The following is a 23,935-nucleotide window of genomic DNA, read 5'->3' on the forward strand; positions in this document are numbered from 1 at the left end:
GCCTCGGAGGGGCTGGGCGCGCCGGTGAAGGCGGGGATCGCCACCGGCGTGGTCGCGGTGGCCGCCGCCGTCGTGGCGCTGGCACTGGTGAACGACAGCCGGCCCGCCAAGGAGATCGCCGAGCCGTCGCCGTCCGCGCCGGTGATCCGGCAGACCCCGCCGCCCGCGCCCCCGCCGGCCGAGCAGCGGCGGCCCGCGCCGAACCCGCCCGCTCCGCCCGCCCCCGCCCCCGCCGTGCCGGTGGCGGCGACGCCGGCCCCGCAGCCGGAGCCCACCCCGGCCCGCAGGCCCGCTCCGACCCCGACCCCAAGGCCCATTCCGACCCCGGAGCCGACCCCCACCCCGACCCCGACGCCCACTCCGACCCCGACCCCGACGCCTCCGCCGCCGAAGGCGTACGAGCTGAGCGAGCTGAGCTACGACCTCACCGGGGACGGCTCCGGGCCCGAGGTGCGGCTCGGCACCGGCGGCTGGGTGTGGCAGCGGTACGGCATGTCGATCGGCGGGCGGCACTACTCCCCCGGTGTCACGGTGCGCGGCGGCTCCTCGGTGACCGTCGACCTCAACGGCGAGTGCGCCGCGTACGACGCGGTGGCCGGCGTGGACGACCTGACGCTGGGCCTCGGCGAGGTCGCCTTCGCGGTGTACGCGGACGGCGTCCGGCTCTGGCGGTCCGGCACGGTCTCGGGCGGCGACCCGGCGGTCCCGGTCCATGTGGACCTGGCCGGACGGAAGACGGTGCGGCTGGTGGTGGAGCCCCGGGGCACGAGCCTCGACGACGCGGCCCTGGCGGACTGGGCCGAGTCCCGCTTCAGCTGCGGTTAGGGCCGGCCCCCGCCCGTAGCGCCCCCCGCTGCGGGGTGATGCCGGCCGGGACCGCGCGGGCGCGGGCCGGGGTGCCGGTCCAGCAGGTGCCCCGGCGGGACAGCAGGCGGTTCAGCCAGAGTTCGAGGGAGACGAGTTCGGCGAGGCCGTCCAGCGGGAGGGGTTCGCCGGCGGCGGCTTCCCGGAGGGCCTTGCGGACGACGCGGGCCTCGACCAGGCCGGCGTCAGCGAGCAGCGGGGTGTCGAAGAGGTCGACCAGGGTGTCGGCGGCCAGGCGCAGACCCGTGCGGGCGGCGGCGGCCGAGGAGGCGTGGGACGGGGTGCCCCAGCCGGGGGGCAGGTCGGCGACCCCGGCGCCCTCCAGCACCGAGCGCAGTACGGCGGCGCGGGCGCCGGGTTTGACGCGCAGGGCCTCGGGGAGGTCACGGCAGGCGCGGACGACCTGGTTGTCGAGGAAGGGGGCGTGCAGCCGCTGCGAGCGGACCTCGGCGGCCTGTTCGAGGACGCGGAGGTCGGCCGCGTACCGGGCGAGGACGGTACGGGCGCGGAACTCGCCGGGTCTCTGTCCGGGCCCGCCGGCCGCCCGGTCGGCCCCGGTCTGGAGCAGAACCGATACTTCAGCCAGCGCCTCCCCGGTGAGCCACCGGGCGGCCGGACCGGGTCTCGCCCAGGTCAGCGCGGCCAGCGAGGCGCCGACCGGCCCCTTCGGCTCGTCGAACCGCCGCCGCATCAGCCGCTCGGCCAGCGCTTCCAGACCGGTGCGGTACGGGGTGCGGGACAGCCGCCGGGCGGCGCCGTACACCCGGGCGGGGACCAGGACCGAGCCGTCGGCGCGGGTGAGGGCGGCGACCGGGCGGACCAGATGGCGCCGCCGGCGGTCCAGCAGCAGGTCGGCCAGGCGGGCCGGGTGGGCGTCCAGCACCTGGCGGGCGCCGTGGCCGGTGAAGTGGTCGGCGCTGCCCGCCGCGAGCCGGGCGCGGTGCCGGGCGGCGGTGACCAGGGAGGGGCCGGGCTCGTCGGTGAGGGGTCCTTCGAGGTCGGCGTAGGGGAGGGTGTCCTCGGCGCCGGTGACCACCATGTGATGCAGGCGGGGGTTGGCGGCGAGGGCTCCGGCGCGCTCGAGTTCGGCCTCGCGTCCGCCGACGGCCAGGTCGTTGAAGGTGACGGCGAGGAGGCGCTCGCCCGCGCCGGTGCCGTGTCCGAGGAGGGTGCCGGGCCGGCCGGGGAGCCCGGCGGCGAGCAGGGCCAGGGTGCCGGAGGCGGGGCCGCCGGAGAGGTCGGCGCCGATGCCGGGCACCGGCATGCCGCGCGCCGCCCGGCGTTCGGCCGGGCCCATGCCGGGCACCGGTCCGGGGTCGAGTCCGGGTGCGTGCCGGGGTGCAGCGAGCCGGACCCGTACGGCTTCCACCAGGGCGTCCCGTACGGCGTCCACCGCGCGGTCGGGGTCGGCGGGGGGTGCGGCGACGGCGAGGGAGGCGACCGGCTCGTAGCCGGCGATCTCGCGCGCTCCGGCGCGCAGCACCAGCGCGTGACCCGGCGCGACGCGGCGTACGCCCTCGTAGGGGGTGGTGTCGCGCAGGGCGGCGGGTGCCTCGGGGGCGGCGAGGAGGGCGGCGAGGTGACCGAAGTCGAGGTTGGCCTCGGTGAGGTCGGCGAGCGGGAGGGCGGCGGTGGCGTAGGCGGTGCCGCCGTCCCAGGGGGCGTGGAAGACCGGGCGGGCGCCCGCGAGGTCACCGCAGACGGTGATGCGCCGGCCGGCCTGGACCACGGCGGTGTAGCTGCCCGGCCAGGCGGTGAGATGGCGCAGGGCGCCGCCGCGCGCGGTGAACAGGCCGCGCCGCAGCTCCTCGTCGGAGGCGCCGCAGATGCCGAGGACGGCGATGCGGTTCTGCGCGTCGGCGTGGACCACGCGGACCTCGTCGGGGCGCCAGTCGCCCACCGCCCACAGCGGATCGGGGTCGCCCCACAGGAGATGGGAGCCGACGGGGCGCAGGGTCTCGCCGTCGTACCCGGTGGCGCCCGCGGAGTCGGCACCGAGGGCGCGCGCGGCGGTGCTGCTCCAACCCACCAACCACCGCATCGACGCCTCCACAGGCTGTGGACCACCAGAGCACCGCACGAACGGACCCATGCTGCCACGAAGAACGCGCGGGGGAAGGGTGGTGGCGCCGCCTTCGATCGAGGGAAATCAGCAGGAAACGCGGTGGGACCCGGCGTGCGGCCGGGGCGGGCCGGGGCACGGCGGGCGGAGGGAACTCCCCTCCTGCCTGCGGGGGATGAAAAACGGACGCGGGACGGGGCCGATGCGAATGCGCCCCGCTTCACTCCCCCAGAACGCCCTTCGCGCCCTCAAGTGCCATGGTGGGAACGGGAATCAAGGAAGCGGAACGGCGGTAGTTTTCGGCCAATTTGGCGACCAGGCGCGGGATTTGAGCACGCTCCGTACAGGCCCTGCGGAGCGCACGGCGGTCCGGTGAGCGCGCTCGGCCCGGGAGGCGGGCGTCGCCTCCCGGACCGGTCCGCCGCCCGCGGGGATGTAGGCGGCGGCGTCCCCCAGCCCGCTGCACTCAAGTACAGCGGGCCGACCCACGCAGAGCCATGGAACCGCTCCCCCGGTGGCCGGAGAAGAGCGCACGGACAGGCGCACGGCCACACGCGCGGGGGCACGCCGCGACGCTCTGTGCACGGTGCGTACAGGGCCGCACTCCCGTACGGACCGCAATCGCGCCATCCGGAACAATGCCCCTTAACGCTTGGGATGCGGCGAACTACGCTGTGTTTACGAATGCCGCGTGGTTATGCCAGCGGGGCAGCCGTCTGTGTCGAGGGGTGGCGCATGTCCAGGGAGCAACGCGGGCCGAACGAGAAACTCGGCGCCGTTCTCGCCCTCGCGGGAATCAGCAACGCGGGCCTGGCGCGGCGGGTCAACGACCTGGGCGCGCAGCGGGGTCTGACGCTTCGGTACGACAAGACCTCGGTCGCGCGCTGGGTGTCGAAGGGGATGGTGCCGCAGGGTGCGGCGCCGCATCTGATCGCGGCCGCGATCGGGCAGAAGCTCGGCCGGCCGGTGCCGCTGCACGAGATCGGCCTCGCCGACGCCGACCCGGCGCCCGAGGTGGGGCTCGCCTTCCCCCGGGACGTGGGGCAGGCGGTGCGTTCGGCGACCGACCTGTACCGGCTCGACCTGGCCGGACGCCGTGCCGGGTCGGGGGGCATCTGGCAGTCGCTGGCGGGGTCCTTCGCCGTGAGCGCCTACGCGACGCCCGCTTCCCGGTGGCTGATATCCCCCGCCGACGGTTCGGTCGAGCGGGAGGCGAACTCCGCCGAGGGCGCCGTCGCACCGATCAGAGTCGGCCACAGCGATGTGCGGAAGCTCCGGGAGGCCGCCGAGGACGCCCGGCGCTGGGACTCCAAGTACGGGGGCGGCGACTGGCGTTCCTCGATGGTGCCGGAGTGCCTCAGGGTGGAGGCGGCCCCGCTGCTGCTCGGCTCCTACTCCGACGAGGTGGGCCGCGCCCTGTTCGGCGCGGGCGCCGAACTGACCCGGCTGGCGGGGTGGATGGCCTTCGACACCGGCCAGCAGGAGGCGGCCCAGCGGTACTACATCCAGGCGCTCCGGCTGGCCCGCGCGGCGGCCGACCTCCCGCTCGGCGGCTACGTCCTCGCCTCGATGTCCCTCCAGGCGACCTACCGGGGCTTCGGCGACGAGGGCGTGGACCTCGCCCAGGCCGCCCTGGAGCGGAACCGGGGGCTGGCCACCGCGCGCACGATGAGCTTCTTCCGGCTGGTCGAGGCGAGGGCCCACGCGCGCGCGGGCGACGCGCACGCGGCAGGCGCCGCCCTGAAGTCGTCCGAGGGCTGGCTGGAGCGGTCCCGGGAGGGCGACAGCGACCCCTCCTGGCTCGGCTTCTACGGCTACGACCGCTTCGCCGCCGACGCCGCCGAGTGCTACCGCGACCTCAAGGCACCCCGCCAGGTCCGCCGCTTCACCGAGCAGGCGCTGTCCCAGCCGACCGAGGAGTTCGTCCGCTCGCACGGGCTGCGCCTCGTGGTCTCCGCCGTCGCCGAACTGGAGTCGGGCAACCTGGACGCGGCCTGCGAGCAGGGCGTACGGGCGGTCGAGGTGGCCGGCCGCATCTCCTCCGCGCGCACCACCGAGTACGTGAAGGACCTCCTGCACCGCCTTGAGCCCTACGGGGACGAACCCCGGGTGGTGGAGCTGCGCGAGCGGGCCCGCCCGCTGCTGATGGCTCCGGCATAGCCGGCACAAGCCCGCTGTGGCGCGGTTTGAAGGCGTTGTCAGTGGCGCAGTGCACTATCGAGGCCGGGAGGTGGTGCGGATGCGGGCTGACGCGTACGACTGCGATGTGCTGGTGGTCGGCGGCGGCATCGTCGGGCTGTCGACGGCGTACGCCCTGACGCGCGCCGCGCCCGGCACGCGGGTCACCGTGCTGGAGAAGGAGCCAGGACCGGCCCGCCACCAGACCGGGCGCAACAGCGGGGTCGTGCACAGCGGCATCTACTACCGGCCCGGCTCGCTCAAGGCGCGGTACGCGGTGCGCGGCGCGGCGGAGATGATCAAGTTCTGCGCGGAGTACGGCATCGACCACTCCGTCACCGGCAAGCTGATCGTCGCCACCGACCGCGCCGAGCTGCCCCGGCTGCACGCCCTGGTGCAGCGCGGCCGGGAGAACGGCATCCCGGTCCGCGAGCTGGGCGGCGCCCAGATCGCCGGGTACGAGCCGGAGGTGCGCGGCCTGGCCGCGATCCACGTCGGCACGACCGGCGTCTGCGACTTCACAGCCGTCGCCCGGCAGCTGGCCCGCGCCTCCGGCGCCGAGATCCGGTACGGCGCGCGGGTCGTCCGGGTGGACCGGCGCCCCGAGCGGGGCGTGGCGGTGCTGACCTCGGCCGGCCAGGTGGTCCGCGCCCGCGCCCTGGTCAACTGCGCGGGCCTGTACTGCGACGAGCTGGCCCGCCTCACCGGGGACGAGCCGGGCGTGCGGATCGTGCCGTTCCGGGGCGAGTACTACGAGCTGGCCCGCCCCGAGCTGGTGCGCGGCCTGGTCTATCCGGTGCCCGACCCGGCGTTCCCCTTCCTCGGCGTCCATCTGACCAAGGGCCTCGACGGCGGGGTGCACGCAGGCCCCAACGCGGTCCCGGCGCTGGCCCGCGAGGGGTACGGCTGGGGCGTGGTCCGCCCGCGCGAGCTGGCGGGCACCGCGAGCTGGCCCGGTGCGTGGTCCCTGGCCCGCAGACACTGGCGGTACGGCGCGGGCGAGCTGTACCGGTCGGTGTCCAAGGGCGCCTTCCTGGACGCGGTGCGCCGGCTGGTGCCCGGGGTGGAGGAGCGGGACCTGGTGCGGGCGCCGGCCGGGGTGCGGGCGCAGGCGGTGAGGCGGGACGGGACGCTGGTGGACGACTTCCTCATCCGGGAGGGCGCTCGCGCGGTGCACGTACTGAACGCCCCGTCCCCGGCGGCCACGGCGTCCCTGCCCATCGGCCGCGAGGTGGCCCGGCGCACGCTGAAGACGCTGCGGGCCCTGTGAGGGGCGCCGTGACCGACCGCACGGCCCTCGGCGGCGGGGGGCGGGCCGGTGGAGCGCCTAAAATCGGACCCACTGTGTCTGACTCCGTGAACACCCCCGAAGCCGCCCGGCCCGCCGACGCCGAGCCGCGCACCGCGCTGCCCTCGGCGCCCGGACCGTCCGCCCGGACCTCCCGGAGCAAGGGCGAGCCCCGGTTCCCGGACGGCCCGCGGCCCGACCCCGCCGGATCGCACTTCGAGCGGCGCATCCGCAGCTTCCAGCCCCGGCGCAGCCGGGTCACCACCGGCCAGGCCGACGCGCTGGCCCGGCTGTGGGCCCAGTGGGGGCTGGACATCGACGGGCAGCGGGTCATCGACCTCGCGGAGCTGTTCGGCAACGCGGGCCCGGTCGTGCTGGAGATCGGCTTCGGCATGGGCGAGGCCACCGCGCAGCTGGCGGCGGCCGCCCCGGAGACCGGCATCCTCGCCGTCGACGTGCACACCCCCGGCCAGGGCAATCTGCTGAACCTCGCCGAGCAGGGCGGCCTGACCAACATCCGGGTCGGCAACGGCGACGCGATCATCCTGCTGCGCGAGATGCTCACCCCCGACTCCCTCGACGGGCTCCGCGTCTACTTCCCCGACCCCTGGCCGAAGAAGCGGCACCACAAGCGGCGGCTGATCCAGCCCGAGTTCCTGAACCTGGCCGCGACCCGGCTGGCGCCCGGCGCGATCGTGCACTGCGCGACGGACTGGGAGCCTTACGCCGAGCAGATGCTGGAGGTGCTCACCGCGCACCCCGACTTCGAGAACACCGTCCCGGACGGCGGTTTCGCACCGCGCCCCGCGTTCCGGCCGCTGACCCGGTTCGAGGGCCAGGGGCTGGACAAGGGCCATGTGGTGAACGACCTGCTGTTCCGCCGCGTACCGCACGAGAGCACGTAACCGCCTGCGGGCCGGAGAACGCCCGAGGCCGTCCGGTCCGGTCACCGTTAGGGTCGATGCCGTGGCCATCAGTCCGCCGTATCCGCACGGCTCCCCCCGACCTCCCTGGTGGCGGCGGGAGTGGGTGCGGCACGGAGCGCCGGCCGCGCTGCTGGCGCTGTCCGGGCTGGTGATCCTGGCGCTGGTGCGCCGGCAGACGGGTACGGAGGGCTTCCTCGTCGGGCTGGGGCTGGCCGTGGTGCCGGTGCCCTGGCTGACAGCCGCGTTCCGCTGGCTGGACCGGGTGCGGCCGGGGCCCTGGCGGAACCTGGTGTTCGCGTATGCGTGGGGTGCGTGCGCGGCGGCGCTGATCGCCATCGTCGCCAACAGCTTCGCCACCCACTGGATCGCCACCGCCACCGCGGACCCGGCGGACGCCGACACGCTCGGCGCGACGGTGATCGCTCCGGTGGTGGAGGAGTCCGCGAAGGCGGCCGCCGTGCTGCTGGTGTTCGTGTTCCGCAGACGGGACTTCACCGGGCTGGTCGGCGGCGCGGTGACGGCCGGGGTGACCGCGACCGGTTTCGCGTTCACCGAGAACATCCTCTACCTGGGCAACGCCTTCGGCACCGACCGGTCCATCGGCACCTCGGGCCTCGTCTCGGTGACCGCCGCTACCTTCTTCGTGCGCGCCGTGATGTCGCCGTTCGCGCACCCGCTGTTCACCGTGCTCACCGGCATCGGTTTCGGCCTGGCCGCGCTGCCCGTCCGGCGACGGCCGCTGGTGCGCGTGCTCTTCCCGGTGGGCGGGCTGCTCCTCGCCATGAGCCTGCACGCCCTGTGGAACGGCTCGGCCGCCCTCGGCCAGTTCGGCTTCCTGGTCGTCTACGGCGGCTTCATGGCCCCCGCCTTCGGCCTGCTGGCCTGGCTGCTGATCTGGTCCCGGCAGCGCGAACTGCGCGTGACCCGAGAGGAACTGCCCGTCTACGTCCAAGCCGGGTGGCTCGGCCCCGCCGAACCCTTCGCGCTCGGCTCGCTGCGCGCCCGCCGGCTGGCCCGCGACCACGCCCGCCGCTTCTTCGGCGGCCGCCCGGCCGCGCGCGCCGTGGTCCGCTACGAGAGCGACGCCACCGAACTGGCCCTCCTGCGCCACCGCGCCCGCGCCGGCCGCGTCGGCACCGAATTCGCCGGCCGGGAACGGGAGCTGCTGGCCGCGCTGTGGCAGAACAGGCATCCCGCCCGCCCCGCCCTCGACCACGCGGCCCGCGCCACCGCTCCCCCGCCGGCCCCGGTCCCGTACTGGCAGCGCTACGGCCACCCGGCGCCGCCGTACGCGGGGTACAACCCGTACCGCACGTGAGGGTGCGAGTGCGGTTCCGGGGGCGCCCGTCCACCCCGGGGGCGCGGGGGCGCGACCAGCCACGACGGACCGTCGATCGCGCACGCGCCCCCGGCCGGGCTCAGGCAGACGCCTCCGTCAGCCGCTCCAGCTCCGCGGCGGTCAGGGTCAGCTCGGCCAGGTCCAGCAGCGCCGGGAGCTGGTCGACCGTGCGGGCCGAGGCGATGGGCGCGGCGACCGTCGGCTGGGCGGCGAGCCAGGCGAGGGCGACGGTGGCGACGGCGGTGTCGTGGGCGGCGGCGACCTCGTCCAGCACGGCCAGCACCTTCCGCCCCCGCTCGGACTCGAGATGCTTGGCGGCGGAGCCGGCACGCGCGCTGTCCACCGTCGTACCGGGCCGGTACTTGCCGGTGAGGAAGCCGGAGGCGAGCGCGTAGTACGGGACGGCCGAGAGGCCCTCGCGGGCGGCGACGTCCTGGAGCGGGCCCTCGTAGGTGTCGCGGGAGACCAGGTTGTAGTGCGGCTGGAGGGCGACATAGCGGGCCAGGCCCGCGCGGTCGGAGAAGTCCAGGGACTCCTTCAGCCGCTCGGCGCTGATGTTGGAGGCGCCGATGTGGCGGACCTTGCCCGCCCGCACCAGCTCGTCCAGCGCGCCGATGATCTCCTCGACCGGCACCTCCGGCTGGTCGAAGTGGGTGTAGTAGAGGTCGATGTGGTCGGTGCCCAGGCGGCGCAGGGAGGCGTCGGCGGCGGCCTTGATGTTGGCGGCGGACAGGCCCTGGTACTCGGGGTGCTGGCTGACCTTGGTGGCGATGACCACCCGGTCGCGGACGCCCCGCGCACGAGCCCACTCACCGATGAGCGTCTCCGACTCGCCGCCCTTGTTGCCGTCGGCCCAGGCCGAGTACGCGTCGGCGGTGTCGATGAAGTTGCCGCCCGCGGCGAGGTAGGCGTCGAGGACGGCGAAGGACGTGTCCCGGTCGGCGGTCCAGCCGAAGACGTTGCCGCCCAGGGCGAGCGGGAAGACGTCGAGGGAGGAGGAGCCGAGCTTGCGCTGAGAAGCAGTCATGCCTCTAGTCAACGATCACCCGGGCCCCGTCCATTCCGCGTCTCAGGGATTGAGCCCCTTGCCGTGCAGCCAGGCGGCGGGGTCGATGCCGGTGGGCTGGCCGCCGGGGTGGACCTCCAGGTGCAGATGGGGTCCGGTGACGTTGCCGGTGGCGCCGACGCGGCCGATGACCTCGCCGGTGGCGACCTTCTGCCCGGCGCTGACGCTGATCGAGGACTGGTGGCAGAACCACAGCTCGGTGCCGTCGTCGAGGGTGAGGATCGTGCGGTAGCCGTACGCCCCCGCCCAGCCGGCCTCGGTGACCGTGCCGCTGTGGATCGCCTTGATCAGCGTGCCGGTGGGCGCGGCGAAGTCGAGCCCGGTGTGGTACCCGGAGGACCACATCGAGCCGGCCTGCCCGAAGGTCGAGGTGATCGTGTACGAGGAGGTCGGCAGCGTGTACTGCTTGGCCAGCGCGGCCAGCCGGGCCGTCTCGGCCTTCTTCTCGGCGTCGGCCTCCGCCTTCTCCTTGGCCTCGGCGGCCTTCACGGCGGCTTCCTTCGCGGCCTTGGCGGCGGCGTCGGCGGCCTGCTGGTCGGCCTTGGCGACGGCTGCGGCGGCGGCCCGGCTGTCGGCCTTGCTCTGCTGCCGCTCGGCCTGGGCCATGATCCGGCTGCGCAGTGCCTCGCCCGCGTCGGCGGCGGAGTCGTCATTGGCGACGGTGGCCGTGGCGGTGGCGGTGGCGACCCCGGAGAGGGAGGCGGCGGGCGTGTCCGTGTGGTGGTGCCCGTCGATCAGGGAGTCCACGGAGGGCAGGTCGGGCAGCGCGAGGGACACGGGCGGCTTGCCGGTGTTGGCGCTCGCCATGCCGCCCGCGCCGACGGCTGCGATGACGCCGACGCCGAGGACGGTGGAGCTGCGGGCGAGTCCGCCGCCGCGCTGTTTGGTCACCCGGTGGCGGCCGCGTACGGCGGCACCGAGGGAAACGGGGGAACCGAGAGACACGGACTCCTCGGTGGGGTTCCACTCCTCCCACGCGCCTTCCGGGGCACGGGGGGCGCCATAGGCGAAGGGCTCACTCGCGACCGGCGCGAACGGGGCTTGTGGGGCAGGCCGGTTGGACGCCACGCGGGCGCACTCCTTTCCCTCCTCCGCCTACCGGGTTAGCTGACGGGTTCGGAGCAGGAAGGTCTCCTACGCGCGTAAACCCGACGTGCTCCGAGGGCGGTGCACGGCGGATCGGGGCGCGATTCACCCCATGATGGTGGGTCCCCGGTTCCCTTGCGGGATTAGGCGTGGGCGCACGGCGCCGTCTCTGCTGACGGCTGTGACGACCGCACTGCGTTATCGAACGTTAATAGACACGCGCCCTGGATTCCAAGCCCGTCCGGCTTGATCGTTTGCAATTCCGACCGGGTGTTTATCCGCCAGGAACGGCACGAAAAGGGCGAGTTGACAGCGCTTCAGGAGTCACGGGGGTCTCGCTGGTGACTCAAAAACACCACGCACCCCGGGAAAGCACCGGAAAACACTCGGAGCCGGAATCCGATGTACTGGATTCCGGCCCCGAGTTTCAGTAGCGGGGACAGGATTTGAACCTGCGACCTCTGGGTTATGAGCCCAGCGAGCTACCGAGCTGCTCCACCCCGCGTCGTTGTGTCTGAAGCATACGTCATCCGGAGGGTCCGGCGCACACACCCGGCCGTGACGTGGGCCTCAGCGCGAGAGGTGGGCGTTCGGCCGCTGTGCGAGAGCGGCGTACTCGGGCACCGTCACCACCACCGCGCCCCCGGCGCCGAGCACTCCGGCGCCGTCGGCCGCGGTGACGAAGGTGTCCGGCTCGCGCCAGGCGGTGACCACCCGGCGCACCCCGGCCGCCAGGATCAGCCCGGCGCACGGAACGGGGCGGGAGGCACGGTGCGCGCAGGGCTCCAGGCTGCTGTAGACGGTGGCGCCGGGCAGGCGCGGGTCGGCGGGGTCCAGCTTGGCGAGCGCGGCCTCCTCGGCGTGCACCACCGGGTCGCCGCCCTCGCGGGAGTGTCCGCGCGCCAGCTCGGTGCCGTCCGCCGCGACGACCACCGCGCCGACGCTGAAGGCGGTGGCCGAGGGCGGGCAGAGCGCGGCCAGCTCACAGGCGGTGCGCAGCCAGCGCCGGTCGGCGGCGGTGTCCAGCGGGCCGGTGCCGGGGGCGGTGGGCTCGTACGTCATCAGGACGACGTCCTCGATCCGGCGCGTGCCCGTCAGCCGCAGCCGGCCGCCCTGGTAGGCGCCGGGGCCGAAGAGGCGGGGGGCGGCCGGGTCGCCGACGAGGAGCGGGGCGAGGACCAGCTGGAGTTCGTCGGCGAGGCCCTGTCGCAGGAGCTGGGTGTGCACGGTGCCGCCGCCCTCGACCATCAGCCGCCGTACTCCGCGCACGTCGTGCAGATGCGCGAGCAGCGCCCGCCAGTCGAGGCCGGCGCCGAGCGGGACCACGTCGGCGGTGTCCCCGAGGAGGCCCGCGGCCCGCTTCGCCCCCTCGTCCGTCGTGTAGACGAGCCTGGCCCCGCCGGAGTGCCAGAAATTGGCCCCCGGGTCCAGCTCACCGGTCCCGGTGACGGTCACCTTGAGCGGGTACTCCGTCCGCCCTTCGGCCAACCGCGCCGCCCGCCGCTCGGCCGAGTTGACCAGGAGCCGGGGGTTGTCGGCGCGGATGGTCCCGGCGCCCACGAGGATCGCGTCCGCCGACGCCCGCACCTCGTCCACCCGGTCGAAGTCGGCGGGGCTGGACAGCAGCAGCCGCTCGGGGCCGGTGTCGTCCAGGTAGCCGTCGAGCGAGACGGCGGCGGACAGCAGGACATGGGGGTAGGGCATGGAGGCGCTCTCTTTTGGCTCTGGTGGCTCTGGTCGGCTCTGGGCTCTGGGCTGTGCGGCTCTGGCTGCGCGGGGTGTGCCTGTGCGGGTGTGCCTGTGCGGGGTGTGCCTGTGCGGGGTGTGCCTGTGCGGGGTGTGCACCCCTTTTCTACTCCGTACCGGTGCGCGTGCCGCCCAGGGAGGGATGAGTACGGCTACTCATCCCCGGGCGCGCGGCCTGTCCCACTGTGGAGGTCACCGAACCGAAGGAGACCTCGTGCCGCCCACCGTCCGCCCTCGCCGCCTCTTCACCCTCGCCACCGGCAACTGGTTCTCGCGGGGCTATCTCGCCGTGGTCGCCGTGGCGATCGGGTTCTTCCTCTGGGCCGTGTACCTGTCACCCGACCCCGGTTTCGCCGGGATATGGCCGCTGATGGCCACGGCGCCGCTCAGCGTCCTCGTCGTCGCGGTGTCCGGGCCCCTGGAGGGCCTGCCGAGCCCGCTGCTGTTCACCGCCGGTACCGCCCTGGCCGGCCTCTGCAACGCCGCGCTGCTCGGCCTGCTGGTGCGCTCCCTGCGGCGCTGAAACCCACGGCGGGTATGGAGCGAGGAAAAAACTGCATAAGCCACCGGATGGCATGGCCTCATCAGCTACGGTGCCCCTTTGGCCATCTCCTTCACCAATTCCCCCTGGAGACGGGGAAGTCGTGAAGGCTCAGCAGGTCAGTCATCCAGGGGAAGGCATCCGAACCGGTATGAGAGCGCGTTGGTGGGGGACGGGCACGGTAGTCGTCGCGGCGGCCGTGTGCGGGACGTTGGTCGTACAGGGGGTGGGCGGGGACTCCGGGCAGGACGGCAAGGCCGTCGCAGGGCGTCCCGCCATCACTACCGACGGCATCGTGTACCTGAAGTAGCCCCACCCCGCGACGGCGGCGCCCCCAGCTCAGCACCTCTCCGGGCTGGGGGGGTTCCCGCAAAAACGTCGGCTCATCCGCATCCGGGACTTCGTCGCCCGCCATCGGGAACCCCGGCCACCGGTAGCGCGTTCCCCCATCGCCGCTGCGGGTGTCCCTGGCGGTTTCGGCGGCCGCCCGAGAGTGGCTGCCGGCCGTACGCGAGCGGGCGCTCGACGCGGCGTACCAGGGGTTGCTGGAGAAGGAACTGGTGCGGGAGCAGGGACGACGGGTCCTCGGCACCTTCGGATCGGTGAAGTACCCGGTCACGGGCCGGTCGGACTCGTGGCGCTGCGCGGACGACTGGCAGCGGTCCTGGCGCGGGGCCAGGACCCTGATGAGCGTACGGCGGCACTGATACACCCTGCTGCACCACGCGGGCCTCCAGGCCGTCATTCCGCGGGACCCCGCGGCGGAGACACCCGAGTACCGCCTGACATCGACCACCGAGGGACAGGGCCCGGCCGCGGCACTCGGCGACACGATCCGCACCACGCTGGCCGCCCGCACCACGGTCATCGCCTCGTCCGCCGTCTTCGGAGGGTGAGGCCGTTTCGTCATGTCTGGACCCGATGCGGGCGGAGTGCCGAGCCGGTAGCCTCCCCCGCATGGCTGATCACCTGACCATCTCCACCGCGACCGAGACCCGCGAACAGGCCGTTGCTCTCGCTCAGTCCGCCGTGCAGGCCCGGCTTGCCGCAGGCGCCCAGATCATCGGACCTGTTGCCAGCGTCTTCTGGCATGACGGGGAGTGCGGCACCGGCGAGGAGTACCAGCTGCTGCTTACGACCAGCACCGCCCGCTACGCGCAGTTGGAAGCGCTGCTGGTGGAGCAGCATCCATGGACGAACCCCGAGGTCCGAGCCACACCGATCGTCACGGGCGCGGCCACCTATCTGGACTGGGTCGACCGCAGCACCGCTGACTAGACCTTCTGCGCCATCAACTCGGCCACCGCCGGCACCGTCGCATACTCCGCTGCAAGTGCGGACACGACATGTGCAATGCGGTGGCGGGGCCGTGCCGACGCGACGCCGTCAGCTAGCTCGATGGCGCGCGCGGTGATCCGGGCTGCCTCTTCGACCTCACCTGCGTGGGCGTATGCCTCGGCAAGCCACGTCGAATACAACGCCTTGTCCCGCGCGTGTGCATCGTCGAACTGAGCGAGGGCACGCACCAGCAGCGGGACCGCACGCAGGGGCCGTCGCAGCTCCGTCCAGCACCGGCCCGCCATGATGTCCAGCTCAGTGTGATCCACCCACGCCGCCCAGTCGGGTTGCGGCTCCCCAGCCTCGGCGCTGCCGAGCGCCTCTCGGGCGGCGGTGAGAGCCCGATCTGTGGCATCTGAGTCCCCGGCGACGGCAGCCGCGTAGGCGTACCGCTCCCACAGCAGGGCCCGGACAGTCGCCGGAGTACGAGCGGTGACGGCCTCGCAGGCGCGGCCCGCAGTGGCGGCAGCCACGCGTGGGTTGGCGGCCACTGCCTGGTAGTCCATGAACGCAAGTGCGTTCCCCGCGAGGTCAACCGCACCGGCCTGCTCAGCCGCTGACCGGCTCTCCCGGTACAGGGTGCTTGCGTCCTGCTCCCGGCCACCGTCGAAGCCGGCCCAACCTGCCTGCTGCGCCTGCTCGGCGCACAGGGCAAGCAGTTCGCGGCCTACGCTTTCGCTGTAGGAGCCAGTGCGCAGGGCTCGCTTGGTGTCCTGGTATTCGGCAACGTAGACACGGTAGGTGTCACCGCCGCCGAGCAGGTCGTCCAGGCGGCGCAGGCGGGCGACGCGCTCCCGCAGCCGCTTGACGGCGGCTTCCCCGATCCGGCCCGGCGCCGAGGACGACGAGAGCCCCACGGGCAAGGTCGCGGCCAGGCCGGCCGCCCCGGCGGTCTGGAGAATCGCCCGTCGCCCTACGGAATGTTCAGCTGCGGTCTCCCACGGCCGGGGTGCGAGGCCGACCATGCATCCGGGGACTCTCATCGCGTCGGCTATGGCCGCGATCTTCTCGTAGGTCTCCACGCGGCCTCGCCCACGGGCGAGTGCACCGACCCGTTCCGGCTTGATACCGCACTCGGCCGCCAGCTTCGAGTAACTGATACCGGCCTCCGAGCGGGCGAGCCGAAAGACTGTGCCGAAGTCGTGCGTCCGCAGCGCCTCGCGCAGCTCGGGCAGGTCAAGAACGCCGGCGGGCAGGGCCGTAGGCGGCTCGATCACCGTCATATTTCCTCCCGAGCGTGGCGGCCTGGCTCGCCGGCCGGCCTACCCATGGTGGGGATACCCATCGACGGGATGGTCACTGCCCCGGAAGCCCGCATGGTGAGTATCAGTCCCCAGCCACCGCGCTACCGGCCCTGGGGTTCGGCCGACCTCTAGGGAGTCGACATGGCGCACCGTACCGCCGCACCCACCACACCACTACTGCCTCCCCTCCTCGGGCCGGCCCGGCGGCGAGAGGAGCCCGAGCCGCCCGACACCGTGACCGCCTGGCTGGCAGGCGCACACCCCCAGCCCGAGCGGGTGCTTCGACACTGGGACGAGGGGCACGACGAACTCATGCCGCTGGGCGGGCGCTTCGCCGCCGTGCGCGTTCCCGGCCGCATCATGCACACCGCCGCAGGAGACGGCTCCCCCGAGGCGGTCGCCGCCCTCGCCCGCGACATCCTGCGAGGCCCCCTCATCACGGGTATGTACGCCGAGCAGCGAACCTACTGGGCGCTCGTGCCCAGCCGGGCCCACGTCTACTGGCCCAGCTACCTCACGGACACCCCACACCTCGGGACGGGCAGCTACCTCACCATGCCACCGCCCTCCTGCACCACACCGCCCACCGAGGCCGAGCTGCCCACCCCCTACTGGGTGACCTCACCGCGGTACCGCTACGACCTCTGCTCCCGGGAGCAGGTCTTCAACGTCATCACCCGCGTCACATCCCGAGACGGAGGCACTACGTGATCTGCGCACGCTGCAACAAGCCCATCGAGCGGGACGAGCTGTCAGAGAAGGTGGAGCACTTCGGCGGTACGGGGGTGGGGGCAACGATGGATGTGCACGCCCGCCGGTGCCGGCCCGCCCCGCAGCAGACCTGCCCGAGGCGACGCAGCCACTGACCCCCGACCGGTCAGGGCCGGGCGCGGGCCGGCAAACGGACCGAAAAGTCCAGACGAAACGGGAAGGGCCCCAGTTCAACGGCTGCTGAACTGGGGCTTTCCGGTAGGCCCTGTGGGACTCGAACCCACAACCAATGGATTAAAAGTCTGCGGCTCGACCGAAAGCCCCAACCCCGCCGCATTCACCTCACCCCACCAAACCTCAAGAAGCGCAGGTCGGTGGGCCGTTCTTGTAGGCGCGGCACGGCAGTTCACCCCACCAAACCCCACCACGTATGACGCTCTTGCCTGGCGTTCGGGCCAGCGGCGGGCCAGCAGAAAGGGCCCCTGACCCGCAGGTCAGAAGCCCTTCGCTCGCCACCCCAAATGTACGCTGCGGACTGCCGGATGTCAGTGCGGGCGCCTACTCTGGGAGGGTCCCATCAGCGCTCGTTGGCTGCGACGCTGCACTCGGCCGCTGCTCTGGCACAGAACCCGGAGCAGGGGCCGTTCCATGCTCCCGCCGTGCTCGGGGCACGGCCGCTGCGGCCGCCTCGGTCAGCTCGTCCTCGTACTCCTCGAACAGCTCCATGTAGGTGTCCGAGGTGAGGGTGATCGTGGAATGCCTCAGCTTCACCTTGGCATCGTGGAGGTCGCCGCCGCCAGCCTTCACCAGCGCGGCAGCACCGTGGCGGAGATCGCGCAGGTTGATGGGCGGCAGGCCGGCCCCGTCGGCGATGCGGCGGAACGCAGTACTGACCGTGTCCGGGTGCAGCCACGCGCCGTCCTCCTGGACGAACATCTTCCCGGTGTCCGCCCAGTCCGCCGTCTTCTTGCCCTGCTCGCGGTCCGCCGCAGCCTTCGCGTTCCACGCAGCCCGCTCGCGCTGCTGGCGTTCCTGGTGCTCTATGAGGACGCGGACGGTCCCGGCATCGACCTTGACCACGCCGATCGAGCCGTCCGTCTTGGGCTCGGTCTCGATTGGCGTCCAGCCGTCGACCACGATCTCGGCAGACACGCGGATTTCTTTCCGAGTCGCCGAGAAGTCCGACCACCCCTGACCGACTCCCTCACCGCGGCGCAGGCCATGATGGGCGACCAGGTGGAAAAAGGCGTACAGCCGGTCCGCCATCGCCGCGTCCAGGAAGGCACCGAGCTGCGCGGGCGTCCACACCATGACAGGGCTCGGCCGGACTCCAGTCTCCCGCCAGCGTGCGACTCGCTCGTCAGTCCAGAGGAGACCCTTGGGTCGGGCAGCCGAAGCCAGTTCAACGTGGGAGGCAGCGTTGAAGGTGATGAGCTGCGCGCCGATCGCCTTGTTCAGCGCCATGCGTAGCGTCCGTCGGATCGCCTGCTTGGTGGCTGGTCCGGTGATACGGCGGTACGGCGGCAACTCGGCGAGCTTCGCCCGCTCGGCGGCCAGGCGCTCGCGCTCCCTCGTCGGCGGTCGTCCCGGCCGGGGCCAGGTGGCACGCGCCATCTGCTCCCGGCGAGCAGCGTTCTCGGCGCGGACGGTGTCGTTGCGGTCATCGATGGCGTTGAACATGTCCTGGCAGTGGCCGACGCTCAGCCGGTCCAGCCGTAGGTGCCCAAGCGCCGGACCGAGGTGCACACGGATGTGGCTCCCATAGCTGTTGTTCGTGGTGGGCCGGGTCTTCTTGTTGGCCATGACGTGGTCGAGCCAGTCGCCGACGGTAGTGCTGCCGTCCAGCGGGACGCCGACCCCCAACTTGCGGGAGACATCAGCGATCTCGGGGAGGTCCGCGCGGCGGGCGTTGATGTCGGCGAGGAAGTCGCCGATCCGCTGCGCCTCGGTCTCGTCACCGGCGAGGTCCAGGATGGACTGGAGTCGGGTGAGGTCTGCCTGCGCATCGGTGACCAGCTTGTAGCCGGTTCGACGGAAGGTTCGCCGCGTCCCGGTCTCGCTGGGTGGCAGCTCCTGGCGGACTGCGGGGGCACCGTGGTTCTTGCGTGTCAGCTTGGGGCACTTCTGGCCCAGCAGCTTGCCATCCGGAGCGCGGCACTCGCAGCGCTTGAAGACGCTTCCGGCGCGGCGTGATGCGGGCATGGGTGCCCCTCCTGTTGTGCAACGTGAGCAAATGGCGCGGCGGATCGGCGGGCCAGCGGGCGGGAGAGGACGCCCAGGGCCACCGTGTCCGCAGCAGCGATGTGGCTACTCTGGCCGCTGTTCGGGCGGCTTATGAATCTGGCCTACATGAAGCACTCCTGTCTGAACCGCCCAGTTGAGCACGCGGTTGAGGTCGCTGAGGATCTCGTCCACCTTCGCCTCCGGGCGCACTCCGAGGGCCAGGCCCTCGGGAGTGCTGATTGGCGTGATCCCCTCCCCTTCAGGCAGGTCGTCGCTGGCGAAGAACCAGACGCGTGGCGCCATCTGCCCTCCCTCATCTTCCGCTCAAGCGTTCGAATTAAAGCGCGGACCAGCGAACCTGCACCGCCGAACCTCGGCCATGATCGCACCGTGCGTCACAAATCTCTACGGCCTGCTTTCAATCATCACTCAGAGTGAAACGCTGGGGGGTGGCTGGATTAGACATCCCCGCTCTCCGGCGGCACAAGCGTGTCGATCAATCGCAGCAGCCGATCGCGCTGTTCGGCGGGAAGCTGGTCCAACTTCCTTACGTATGCGGTGGCTTCACCCGATCCGCTCCGTAGGGGATCGACGCCATGGAACTGACTGCCGGCCGCATCTTGGAGTCGCTCCAGCGGGAGCCAGGTTGCGGCGGCAAGAGCCTTCAGTTCCTCATAAACGGGGGGCGTGACCCGCTCTCCCTTCTCCAGGCGGTAGATGTAGCCGCGCGTGACCCGCGTTCCACTGTCCTGGTCTACCGCCTTCGCGGCGAAGGTATCCAAGCTCTCCCCCAACTCGGCGCGGCGCGCCCGGATCAGGTCGCCGAGTTGGGTTCGACGTTCAGGGCTGCTCACTGTCTCACTCCGCGTTCCATCCTTGGCCGCCATGGCAATCATCCTGCCACTCCTGTGGTTTCAGTCATTCAAAGCCTGTTCAAGGGTTTCCCCCATCGCTGAGGCTTACGGGCTGGTCAGTCCCTCTGTTCATTCATCGCGCTGAACGGATTGTTCAGCAGGTTGGGTGAGCGCGCCAGGTGGCGTTGCGTCATTGGCCGGTTACAGGCGCGCGCCCCCGTCTCATTCAACAAGCTAGACATTCTGTTCAACCCATGGAATGCTGCACTCACCTCGTTCAGCGAGATGAATGATCTATTCCATGAGGTGAACGTGAGCCACGAGAGCAGCACCCCGCCCACCATGTGGGCCGTCGCCAGCAGCGACCGACTAAAGATGCTGATGGAGCGCACGGGCACCGGTGAGTCCATCACCAGCAGGGCCCTCGCCGACGCAGCCGGAATCGCGCACGGAACGGTCGGCGCGCTCATGGCCGGCACCCAGCGCGCCGTCCCGGAGGACAAGGCCAAGGCCATCTGTGCCGCAATCGGCGTCGACCTCCTCGTCTTGTTCATCCCCCTGGAGCGCGCCGGCCGGGCCTTCATCCCGTCGCAGGCCACCGCATGACGGCGCCCATGCCCGCACTCACCCCGGAGCAGGTCCTCGCCCTGCCCGCGATGCCCGGTGTCAAGCAGGCGTTCGCCGCGATGAACATTTCTGAGGGGACCGGCTACAAACTGATCAACGACGGCACCTTCCCTGTCGAGGTCATCGAGTTCGGCCGCGCGAAGCGGGTCCGCAAGGCCGACCTGCTGAAGTTCCTCCGCCTCTCGGAGATCAGCCCGGCGGGGGGCGGGTCATGACCGAGCCCCTCACAACCGCAGGTGTCCTCGCCGACATCGAGGCCGCCCGGCTCCTCTCCGGCCCCGACCTTGGCGAGTGCTTGGAAGCACTCGCCAACATCGTGCGAACCACCAGCCACCCGGCCGCCGTACTCGCCTGGGCCATGGACATGTTCGGCCGCGAGACCCTGCGCCACCTCGCCCGGCAGTACCGCATCACCCTGCACGAGACGCGCGCAGAACCGGACGACCAGCCCTCCTCCGTGACCGTCATCTGGGTCACCGGCGGCGCGGGCATCGCCATCATTCCCGCAGGTCAGAAGGTCACTACCACGCTCCTCCAGCTCCGCGAGCACATCACCGAGCGCGACGAGGCGATCCAGGGAGAGCGCCGGTGGCAGGCCGCCGCGCAGGGCGGAGCGGGCGAGTGACCGGCCAGCGGGTCGATGGCGAGCTGGTAGTCGACCTCGTCGGCCGGCGGGCCCGCTACGACTGCCTGCGCCTCGGCTGCCCGCACCCCCGTGAAGGCCCAGTGCACATCGCCGACCAGATCCCTGACCCCGACGACGGGATCAGGCGTATCCGCCGAGGCGTGGCGGGCCTCGCCTCCTGGATCTCCGGCGTCTCTGAACGCCACTTCGCGCAGCACCACGGGAGCACCTCTTGACCGACTCACAGACCTCCGATCTCCGGGCCGCAGCCCGCGAGCTGGATGACGCTGGCCTGTGCGTGCTGTCCATCAAGGCCGACGGCAGCAAGGCGCCAGACGTCCGCAGTTGGACGCCGTACAAGCTCGAACGCTCGACCGCCGAGGACCACGACCAGTGGTTCAGCGGCGACCGCCCCCACGGAATCGCTGTGGTCTACGGTGCCGTCTCGGGTGCGGTGGAAATGCTGGAGTTCGAGGGTCTGGCCATCCGCGAGGGGCTGCTGGACGCTGTCACCGAGATCATGGATGGCTCTGGGCTGGGAGAGCCCTGGGCTGCCGTACTCGGAGGCTGGGCCACCGAGTCACCGTCCGGCGGCCGGCACTATCGCGTCCGTGTCGAGGGCGCCGATGTCCCTGGTAATACGAAGCTCGCCAGCCGCCTCGCCCGTGAAGACGAGTACACCGACGAGGAGCGGCAGCGGCTTCGGGAGAAGCCGGGCACGCGCATCGTCCGGGTCCTGATCGAGACTCGCGGCGAGGGCGGGTACGGGCTGGTCGAACCGTCCGGCGGCACAGTGCACGCTTCCGGGCGCCCGTACGTCCGCCTCGCCGGCGGCCCGGCGAGTATTCCCGTCCTGGACGCCGAGACCATGGCGTCGATCCGGGACGTCTGCCGGATGCTCGACAGGCTGCCACGGCCCGAGCCCGCGAAGGCGGCACCCCGTCCTGCTGTGCCCCGGCAGGACGGAAGTCTGAGGCCGGGCGACGACTTCGAGGCCCGCGCGTCCTGGGAGGACATCCTCCGTGGAGTCTTCCGGCCGCTCACCATCCGCGGCACTGAGACGTACTGGGGGTGGGCCGACGGTGTCGGCGGCGTGAAGGCCACCACCGGCCGAGACGAGCACGACCGCCTGTTCGTCTTCGCCACCGGCAGCGAGTTCACACCCGAGGTTCCGTACAGCAAGTTCGGTGCCTATGCCCTGCTCGACCACGGCGGCGACCACAAGGCGGCGGCCAAGGAACTGGCCCGTCAGAACTACGGCAGCCGCCACCTGGCGCCGGTCGGGGCCCCTCGCCCCGCGTCTGCCCCCGGGCAGCCGGGCCCCGGCGAGGTGCCCGCCGAAGACGACCAGGCCGAGGCGGCGGAGCAGGCCGACACGGGCGACCGGGAGGGCTACGACTACGCCGCCAAGTTCGACCTCCCCGCCACGGTGCGCACCCCGTACGACTACCGGGTCACCAGCCGGGGGGTTCAGGTGCTCAGCACCAGCGGGGAGAACTGGCTGCGTGTCACCTTCGCCCCGCTGGTCATCAGCGCCACTTTCGAGGACCCCGAGGGTGACCAGTACGTCGAACTGTCCTGGATCGATCGCAGCCTGGGGCGGCCACGCCGCATCTCCCGCATCGTCAGCCGCGAGACCGCGAAGCGCGGGCGGAAGCTGATCGAGACGCTGGGCTCGGCCGGCCTGCCCGCGGTCGAGGGCGACGCGCGGGCCGTGGAGAAGTGGCTAGCCGAGTTCGAGGCCGCCAACTTCGGACGCATTCCGTCGGAGCAACTGGCGCGCTGGCTGGGGTGGCAGGACGACGGCACCTTCGTCTCGTCTCCTGAGGACGGCATCAAGGTCGACGTTCCGTTCGAGGAGCAGCGCGGTCCGGCCCGTGCGCACGCCAGGAAGGGGACCCTGGACGGCTGGCGGGACACCGTCGCGCATCTGGCCAGCTACCCCGTGCCTCGCGTGGCCGTGGCGGCCGCCCTGGCCGCGCCCCTGCTGAAGCCTCTGGGCCTGAACTCGTTCACGCTGGACATCTCCAGCCGGTCCACTAAGGGTAAAACGACCGCTCTTCAGTGCGCGCTCAGCGTATGGGCCGACCCCTCCGAGCACGCCTCGGCGATGTCCAACTGGCGCACCACGCTGTACGCGATCGAGAAGCGCCTGAACCTGGTGCGCGGCATCCTGACCGTCTTTGACGAGACCATGGCCGTCACGGACGACACCCTGATTGACGAGGTGCTGTACCAGCTCCCGATGAACCACGGGAAGGCCAGGTCCGGCGGCGCCTTCGGCAACATGCTGCCCTGGGAGACCATCCTCCTGTCGTCCGGTGAGCGGCCGGCGCTCTCCTTCACTACCAGCCAGGGCGCGGCGGCCCGCATCCTCGGGACGACCATCGCTCCGTTCGGTGAGGGAGGCGGGCCTACGGCGGCTGCCGCCCGCGAGGGCGTCCTGGCCAACCACGGTCACGCGGGACCGGAGTTCATCCAGTACATCCTCAGCGGCCTCGCCCAGCCGAACGGCCGGGAGAAGCTGAAGGAGCACCACCGCACGCTGGTGGACGAGTTCCGTGGCAGCGGCGACATGACGAACCGTCGGGCCCCCATGGTCGCCGCTCTGGTCCTCGCCGAGACGCTCGCCTGCCGCACCGGTCTCCTACCGTACGAGCCGCTCGCGCACGACGTGTGGCGCGGTCTGTTCACCGCCCACAACCCGACCGACAACCGGCCCGATATGGCGCTGGACGTCCTGCGGGAGTACGTGGCGGGGCACGCGCACGAGCTGTTCAGCGCGACTCGCGCGGTCCTGAACGAGAAGCCCCCGTACTCCGGTTGGCTCGGCGTCCTGTCCACCAAGGACGGCGTCACTGAGGTCGCGCTCCTCCCCGAGCGGGTACGGAAGATCCTCGCCGACGCCGGGTACTCCCTCGACGCCGTGGTCGGTAGCTGGGTCGACTCCGAGTACCTGAAGACGCTGAAGAGCCAACGGCCTGCGCACCTCGTGCCCCGGCGCTTCGACGGTGTCCGCGCGAAGTGTCTCGCCTTCACGCCCAAGGGCCTCAGCTTCGGCGATGAGGACGAGCTGTCATGACGGCCGCCACCGTGGTGGTACGCACCGACTGCGTACCACCCAGCCGCCCGAGTCTCCGCAGGTCAAAGGAGTTCCGGATGCCTCTTTCGGGGTGGTACGCAGTCGCCCGGAAATGGCACCCCTCAGGTGTGTGCG

The 23,935-nt window shown here is 72.1% G+C and carries 22 protein-coding genes, 1 tRNA gene and 1 riboswitch; of the genes, 14 read left to right on the plus strand and 9 right to left on the minus strand.

What is annotated here, in order from left to right; translation table 11 throughout:
- The coding region (locus tag ACFWN1_RS05575) for an NPCBM/NEW2 domain-containing protein (RefSeq protein WP_384358503.1) at positions 1 to 825 on the plus strand (825 nt) is incomplete at its 5' end.
- Here the strand turns inward: ACFWN1_RS05575 and ACFWN1_RS05580 are convergent.
- A complete protein-coding gene (locus ACFWN1_RS05580) occupies positions 812 to 2,905 on the minus strand; it encodes an asparagine synthase-related protein (RefSeq protein WP_384358505.1) in 2,094 nt (697 codons plus the stop codon). The genes ACFWN1_RS05575 and ACFWN1_RS05580 overlap by 14 nt on opposite strands.
- Positions 2,906 to 3,661: 756 nt before the next feature.
- Between ACFWN1_RS05580 and ACFWN1_RS05585 the strand changes: the two genes are divergently transcribed.
- From ACFWN1_RS05585 to ACFWN1_RS05600, 4 genes are all read left to right on the plus strand, one after another.
- Positions 3,662 to 5,086 carry an MFS transporter gene (locus ACFWN1_RS05585; RefSeq protein WP_384358507.1) on the plus strand — a complete coding sequence of 475 codons (1,425 nt, stop codon included), beginning with the start codon at positions 3,662 to 3,664 and terminating at the stop codon, positions 5,084 to 5,086.
- A 79-nt stretch (positions 5,087 to 5,165) separates the two neighbouring features.
- Positions 5,166 to 6,374, plus strand: coding sequence for an L-2-hydroxyglutarate oxidase (gene lhgO / locus ACFWN1_RS05590; protein ID WP_384358509.1), 1,209 nt, complete (start codon positions 5,166 to 5,168; stop codon positions 6,372 to 6,374).
- A gap of 74 nt (positions 6,375 to 6,448) precedes the next feature.
- The gene (trmB, locus tag ACFWN1_RS05595) at positions 6,449 to 7,297 is read left to right on the plus strand and encodes a tRNA (guanosine(46)-N7)-methyltransferase TrmB (protein WP_384358511.1); all 849 of its coding nucleotides are present in this window, start codon (positions 6,449 to 6,451) and stop codon (positions 7,295 to 7,297) included.
- A gap of 61 nt (positions 7,298 to 7,358) precedes the next feature.
- Entirely contained in the window at positions 7,359 to 8,636 is a 1,278-nt protein-coding gene (locus ACFWN1_RS05600) for a PrsW family intramembrane metalloprotease (protein ID WP_384358513.1), read from the plus strand.
- A gap of 100 nt (positions 8,637 to 8,736) precedes the next feature.
- On the opposite strand, the gene ACFWN1_RS05605 is transcribed toward ACFWN1_RS05600, so the two are convergent.
- From ACFWN1_RS05605 to ACFWN1_RS05620, 4 genes are all read right to left on the minus strand, one after another.
- Positions 8,737 to 9,684 (minus strand): aldo/keto reductase, encoded by a 948-nt coding sequence (locus ACFWN1_RS05605; protein WP_384358515.1) that lies wholly within the window; start codon positions 9,682 to 9,684, stop codon positions 8,737 to 8,739.
- A 42-nt stretch (positions 9,685 to 9,726) separates the two neighbouring features.
- Entirely contained in the window at positions 9,727 to 10,791 is a 1,065-nt protein-coding gene (locus ACFWN1_RS05610; RefSeq protein WP_384358517.1) for a M23 family metallopeptidase, read from the minus strand.
- Positions 10,792 to 10,800: 9 nt separating this feature from the next.
- Positions 10,801 to 10,969, minus strand: a riboswitch (cyclic di-AMP (ydaO/yuaA leader).
- 271 nt (positions 10,970 to 11,240) lie between these two features.
- Positions 11,241 to 11,314, minus strand: a tRNA-Met gene (locus tag ACFWN1_RS05615).
- 65 nt (positions 11,315 to 11,379) lie between these two features.
- A complete protein-coding gene (locus tag ACFWN1_RS05620; protein WP_384358519.1) occupies positions 11,380 to 12,513 on the minus strand; it encodes a dihydrofolate reductase family protein in 1,134 nt (377 codons plus the stop codon).
- Positions 12,514 to 12,769: 256 nt separating this feature from the next.
- Here ACFWN1_RS05620 and ACFWN1_RS05625 point away from each other — a divergent pair, with 256 nt between their 5' ends.
- From ACFWN1_RS05625 to cutA, 3 genes are all read left to right on the plus strand, one after another.
- The gene (locus tag ACFWN1_RS05625; RefSeq protein ID WP_384358521.1) at positions 12,770 to 13,078 is read left to right on the plus strand and encodes an SCO4225 family membrane protein; all 309 of its coding nucleotides are present in this window, start codon (positions 12,770 to 12,772) and stop codon (positions 13,076 to 13,078) included.
- A gap of 479 nt (positions 13,079 to 13,557) precedes the next feature.
- The gene (locus ACFWN1_RS05630) at positions 13,558 to 13,803 is read left to right on the plus strand and encodes a hypothetical protein (RefSeq protein ID WP_384358523.1); all 246 of its coding nucleotides are present in this window, start codon (positions 13,558 to 13,560) and stop codon (positions 13,801 to 13,803) included.
- A 250-nt stretch (positions 13,804 to 14,053) separates the two neighbouring features.
- Positions 14,054 to 14,374: a divalent-cation tolerance protein CutA gene (gene cutA / locus ACFWN1_RS05635; RefSeq protein WP_384358525.1), complete on the plus strand. Its 321-nt coding sequence runs from the start codon at positions 14,054 to 14,056 to the stop codon at positions 14,372 to 14,374.
- Here cutA and ACFWN1_RS05640 read toward each other — a convergent pair.
- The gene (locus tag ACFWN1_RS05640; protein WP_384358527.1) at positions 14,371 to 15,657 is read right to left on the minus strand and encodes a helix-turn-helix domain-containing protein; all 1,287 of its coding nucleotides are present in this window, start codon (positions 15,655 to 15,657) and stop codon (positions 14,371 to 14,373) included. The two genes, cutA and ACFWN1_RS05640, sit on opposite strands and share 4 nt — an antisense overlap.
- A gap of 162 nt (positions 15,658 to 15,819) precedes the next feature.
- Between ACFWN1_RS05640 and ACFWN1_RS05645 the strand changes: the two genes are divergently transcribed.
- Positions 15,820 to 16,389, plus strand: coding sequence for a hypothetical protein (locus tag ACFWN1_RS05645; RefSeq protein WP_384358529.1), 570 nt, complete (start codon positions 15,820 to 15,822; stop codon positions 16,387 to 16,389).
- Between the two features lie 558 nt (positions 16,390 to 16,947).
- On the opposite strand, the gene ACFWN1_RS05650 is transcribed toward ACFWN1_RS05645, so the two are convergent.
- From ACFWN1_RS05650 to ACFWN1_RS05660, 3 genes are all read right to left on the minus strand, one after another.
- Positions 16,948 to 18,591 carry a tyrosine-type recombinase/integrase gene (locus ACFWN1_RS05650; RefSeq protein WP_384358531.1) on the minus strand — a complete coding sequence of 548 codons (1,644 nt, stop codon included), beginning with the start codon at positions 18,589 to 18,591 and terminating at the stop codon, positions 16,948 to 16,950.
- Positions 18,592 to 18,696: 105 nt separating this feature from the next.
- Positions 18,697 to 18,915, minus strand: a complete 219-nt coding sequence (locus tag ACFWN1_RS05655; RefSeq protein WP_384358533.1) for a hypothetical protein — start codon at positions 18,913 to 18,915, stop codon at positions 18,697 to 18,699.
- A gap of 155 nt (positions 18,916 to 19,070) precedes the next feature.
- Positions 19,071 to 19,508, minus strand: coding sequence for a hypothetical protein (locus tag ACFWN1_RS05660; RefSeq protein WP_384358535.1), 438 nt, complete (start codon positions 19,506 to 19,508; stop codon positions 19,071 to 19,073).
- A 270-nt stretch (positions 19,509 to 19,778) separates the two neighbouring features.
- Between ACFWN1_RS05660 and ACFWN1_RS05665 the strand changes: the two genes are divergently transcribed.
- The 5 genes from ACFWN1_RS05665 to ACFWN1_RS05685 are packed head-to-tail and all read left to right on the plus strand — an operon-like array spanning position 19,779 to position 23,800.
- On the plus strand, positions 19,779 to 20,072 hold the full coding sequence (locus ACFWN1_RS05665; protein WP_384358537.1) for a helix-turn-helix domain-containing protein: 294 nt from the start codon (positions 19,779 to 19,781) through the stop codon (positions 20,070 to 20,072).
- A gap of 8 nt (positions 20,073 to 20,080) precedes the next feature.
- Positions 20,081 to 20,308 (plus strand): DNA-binding protein, encoded by a 228-nt coding sequence (locus ACFWN1_RS05670; RefSeq protein ID WP_384358539.1) that lies wholly within the window; start codon positions 20,081 to 20,083, stop codon positions 20,306 to 20,308.
- Positions 20,305 to 20,718, plus strand: a complete 414-nt coding sequence (locus ACFWN1_RS05675; protein WP_384358541.1) for a hypothetical protein — start codon at positions 20,305 to 20,307, stop codon at positions 20,716 to 20,718. The genes ACFWN1_RS05670 and ACFWN1_RS05675 overlap by 4 nt, the downstream gene beginning before the upstream one ends.
- Positions 20,715 to 20,954 carry a hypothetical protein gene (locus tag ACFWN1_RS05680; RefSeq protein ID WP_384358543.1) on the plus strand — a complete coding sequence of 80 codons (240 nt, stop codon included), beginning with the start codon at positions 20,715 to 20,717 and terminating at the stop codon, positions 20,952 to 20,954. The genes ACFWN1_RS05675 and ACFWN1_RS05680 overlap by 4 nt, the downstream gene beginning before the upstream one ends.
- Positions 20,951 to 23,800 (plus strand): DUF927 domain-containing protein, encoded by a 2,850-nt coding sequence (locus ACFWN1_RS05685; RefSeq protein WP_384358545.1) that lies wholly within the window; start codon positions 20,951 to 20,953, stop codon positions 23,798 to 23,800. Before ACFWN1_RS05680 ends, ACFWN1_RS05685 begins: the two co-directional genes overlap by 4 nt.
- Positions 23,801 to 23,935: the final 135 nt, after the last annotated feature.

The organism is Streptomyces sp. NPDC058459, assembly GCF_042721685.1.
Taxonomy (GTDB): Bacteria; Actinomycetota; Actinomycetes; order Streptomycetales; family Streptomycetaceae; genus Streptomyces.

Excerpts from the sequence above, each read along its gene's own strand:
- ACFWN1_RS05580 (WP_384358505.1), bottom strand. The coding sequence starts at position 2,905 with ATGCGGTGGTTGGTGGGTTGGAGCAGCACCGCCGCGCGCGCCCTCGGT.
- ACFWN1_RS05585 (WP_384358507.1), top strand. The coding sequence starts at position 3,662 with ATGTCCAGGGAGCAACGCGGGCCGAACGAGAAACTCGGCGCCGTTCTC.
- lhgO (WP_384358509.1), top strand. The coding sequence starts at position 5,166 with ATGCGGGCTGACGCGTACGACTGCGATGTGCTGGTGGTCGGCGGCGGC.
- ACFWN1_RS05605 (WP_384358515.1), bottom strand. The coding sequence starts at position 9,684 with ATGACTGCTTCTCAGCGCAAGCTCGGCTCCTCCTCCCTCGACGTCTTC.
- ACFWN1_RS05620 (WP_384358519.1), bottom strand. The coding sequence starts at position 12,513 with ATGCCCTACCCCCATGTCCTGCTGTCCGCCGCCGTCTCGCTCGACGGC.
- cutA (WP_384358525.1), top strand. The coding sequence starts at position 14,054 with ATGGCTGATCACCTGACCATCTCCACCGCGACCGAGACCCGCGAACAG.
- ACFWN1_RS05640 (WP_384358527.1), bottom strand. The coding sequence starts at position 15,657 with ATGACGGTGATCGAGCCGCCTACGGCCCTGCCCGCCGGCGTTCTTGAC.
- ACFWN1_RS05645 (WP_384358529.1), top strand. The coding sequence starts at position 15,820 with ATGGCGCACCGTACCGCCGCACCCACCACACCACTACTGCCTCCCCTC.
- ACFWN1_RS05650 (WP_384358531.1), bottom strand. The coding sequence starts at position 18,591 with ATGCCCGCATCACGCCGCGCCGGAAGCGTCTTCAAGCGCTGCGAGTGC.
- ACFWN1_RS05655 (WP_384358533.1), bottom strand. The coding sequence starts at position 18,915 with ATGGCGCCACGCGTCTGGTTCTTCGCCAGCGACGACCTGCCTGAAGGG.
- ACFWN1_RS05660 (WP_384358535.1), bottom strand. The coding sequence starts at position 19,508 with ATGATTGCCATGGCGGCCAAGGATGGAACGCGGAGTGAGACAGTGAGC.
- ACFWN1_RS05670 (WP_384358539.1), top strand. The coding sequence starts at position 20,081 with ATGCCCGCACTCACCCCGGAGCAGGTCCTCGCCCTGCCCGCGATGCCC.
- ACFWN1_RS05675 (WP_384358541.1), top strand. The coding sequence starts at position 20,305 with ATGACCGAGCCCCTCACAACCGCAGGTGTCCTCGCCGACATCGAGGCC.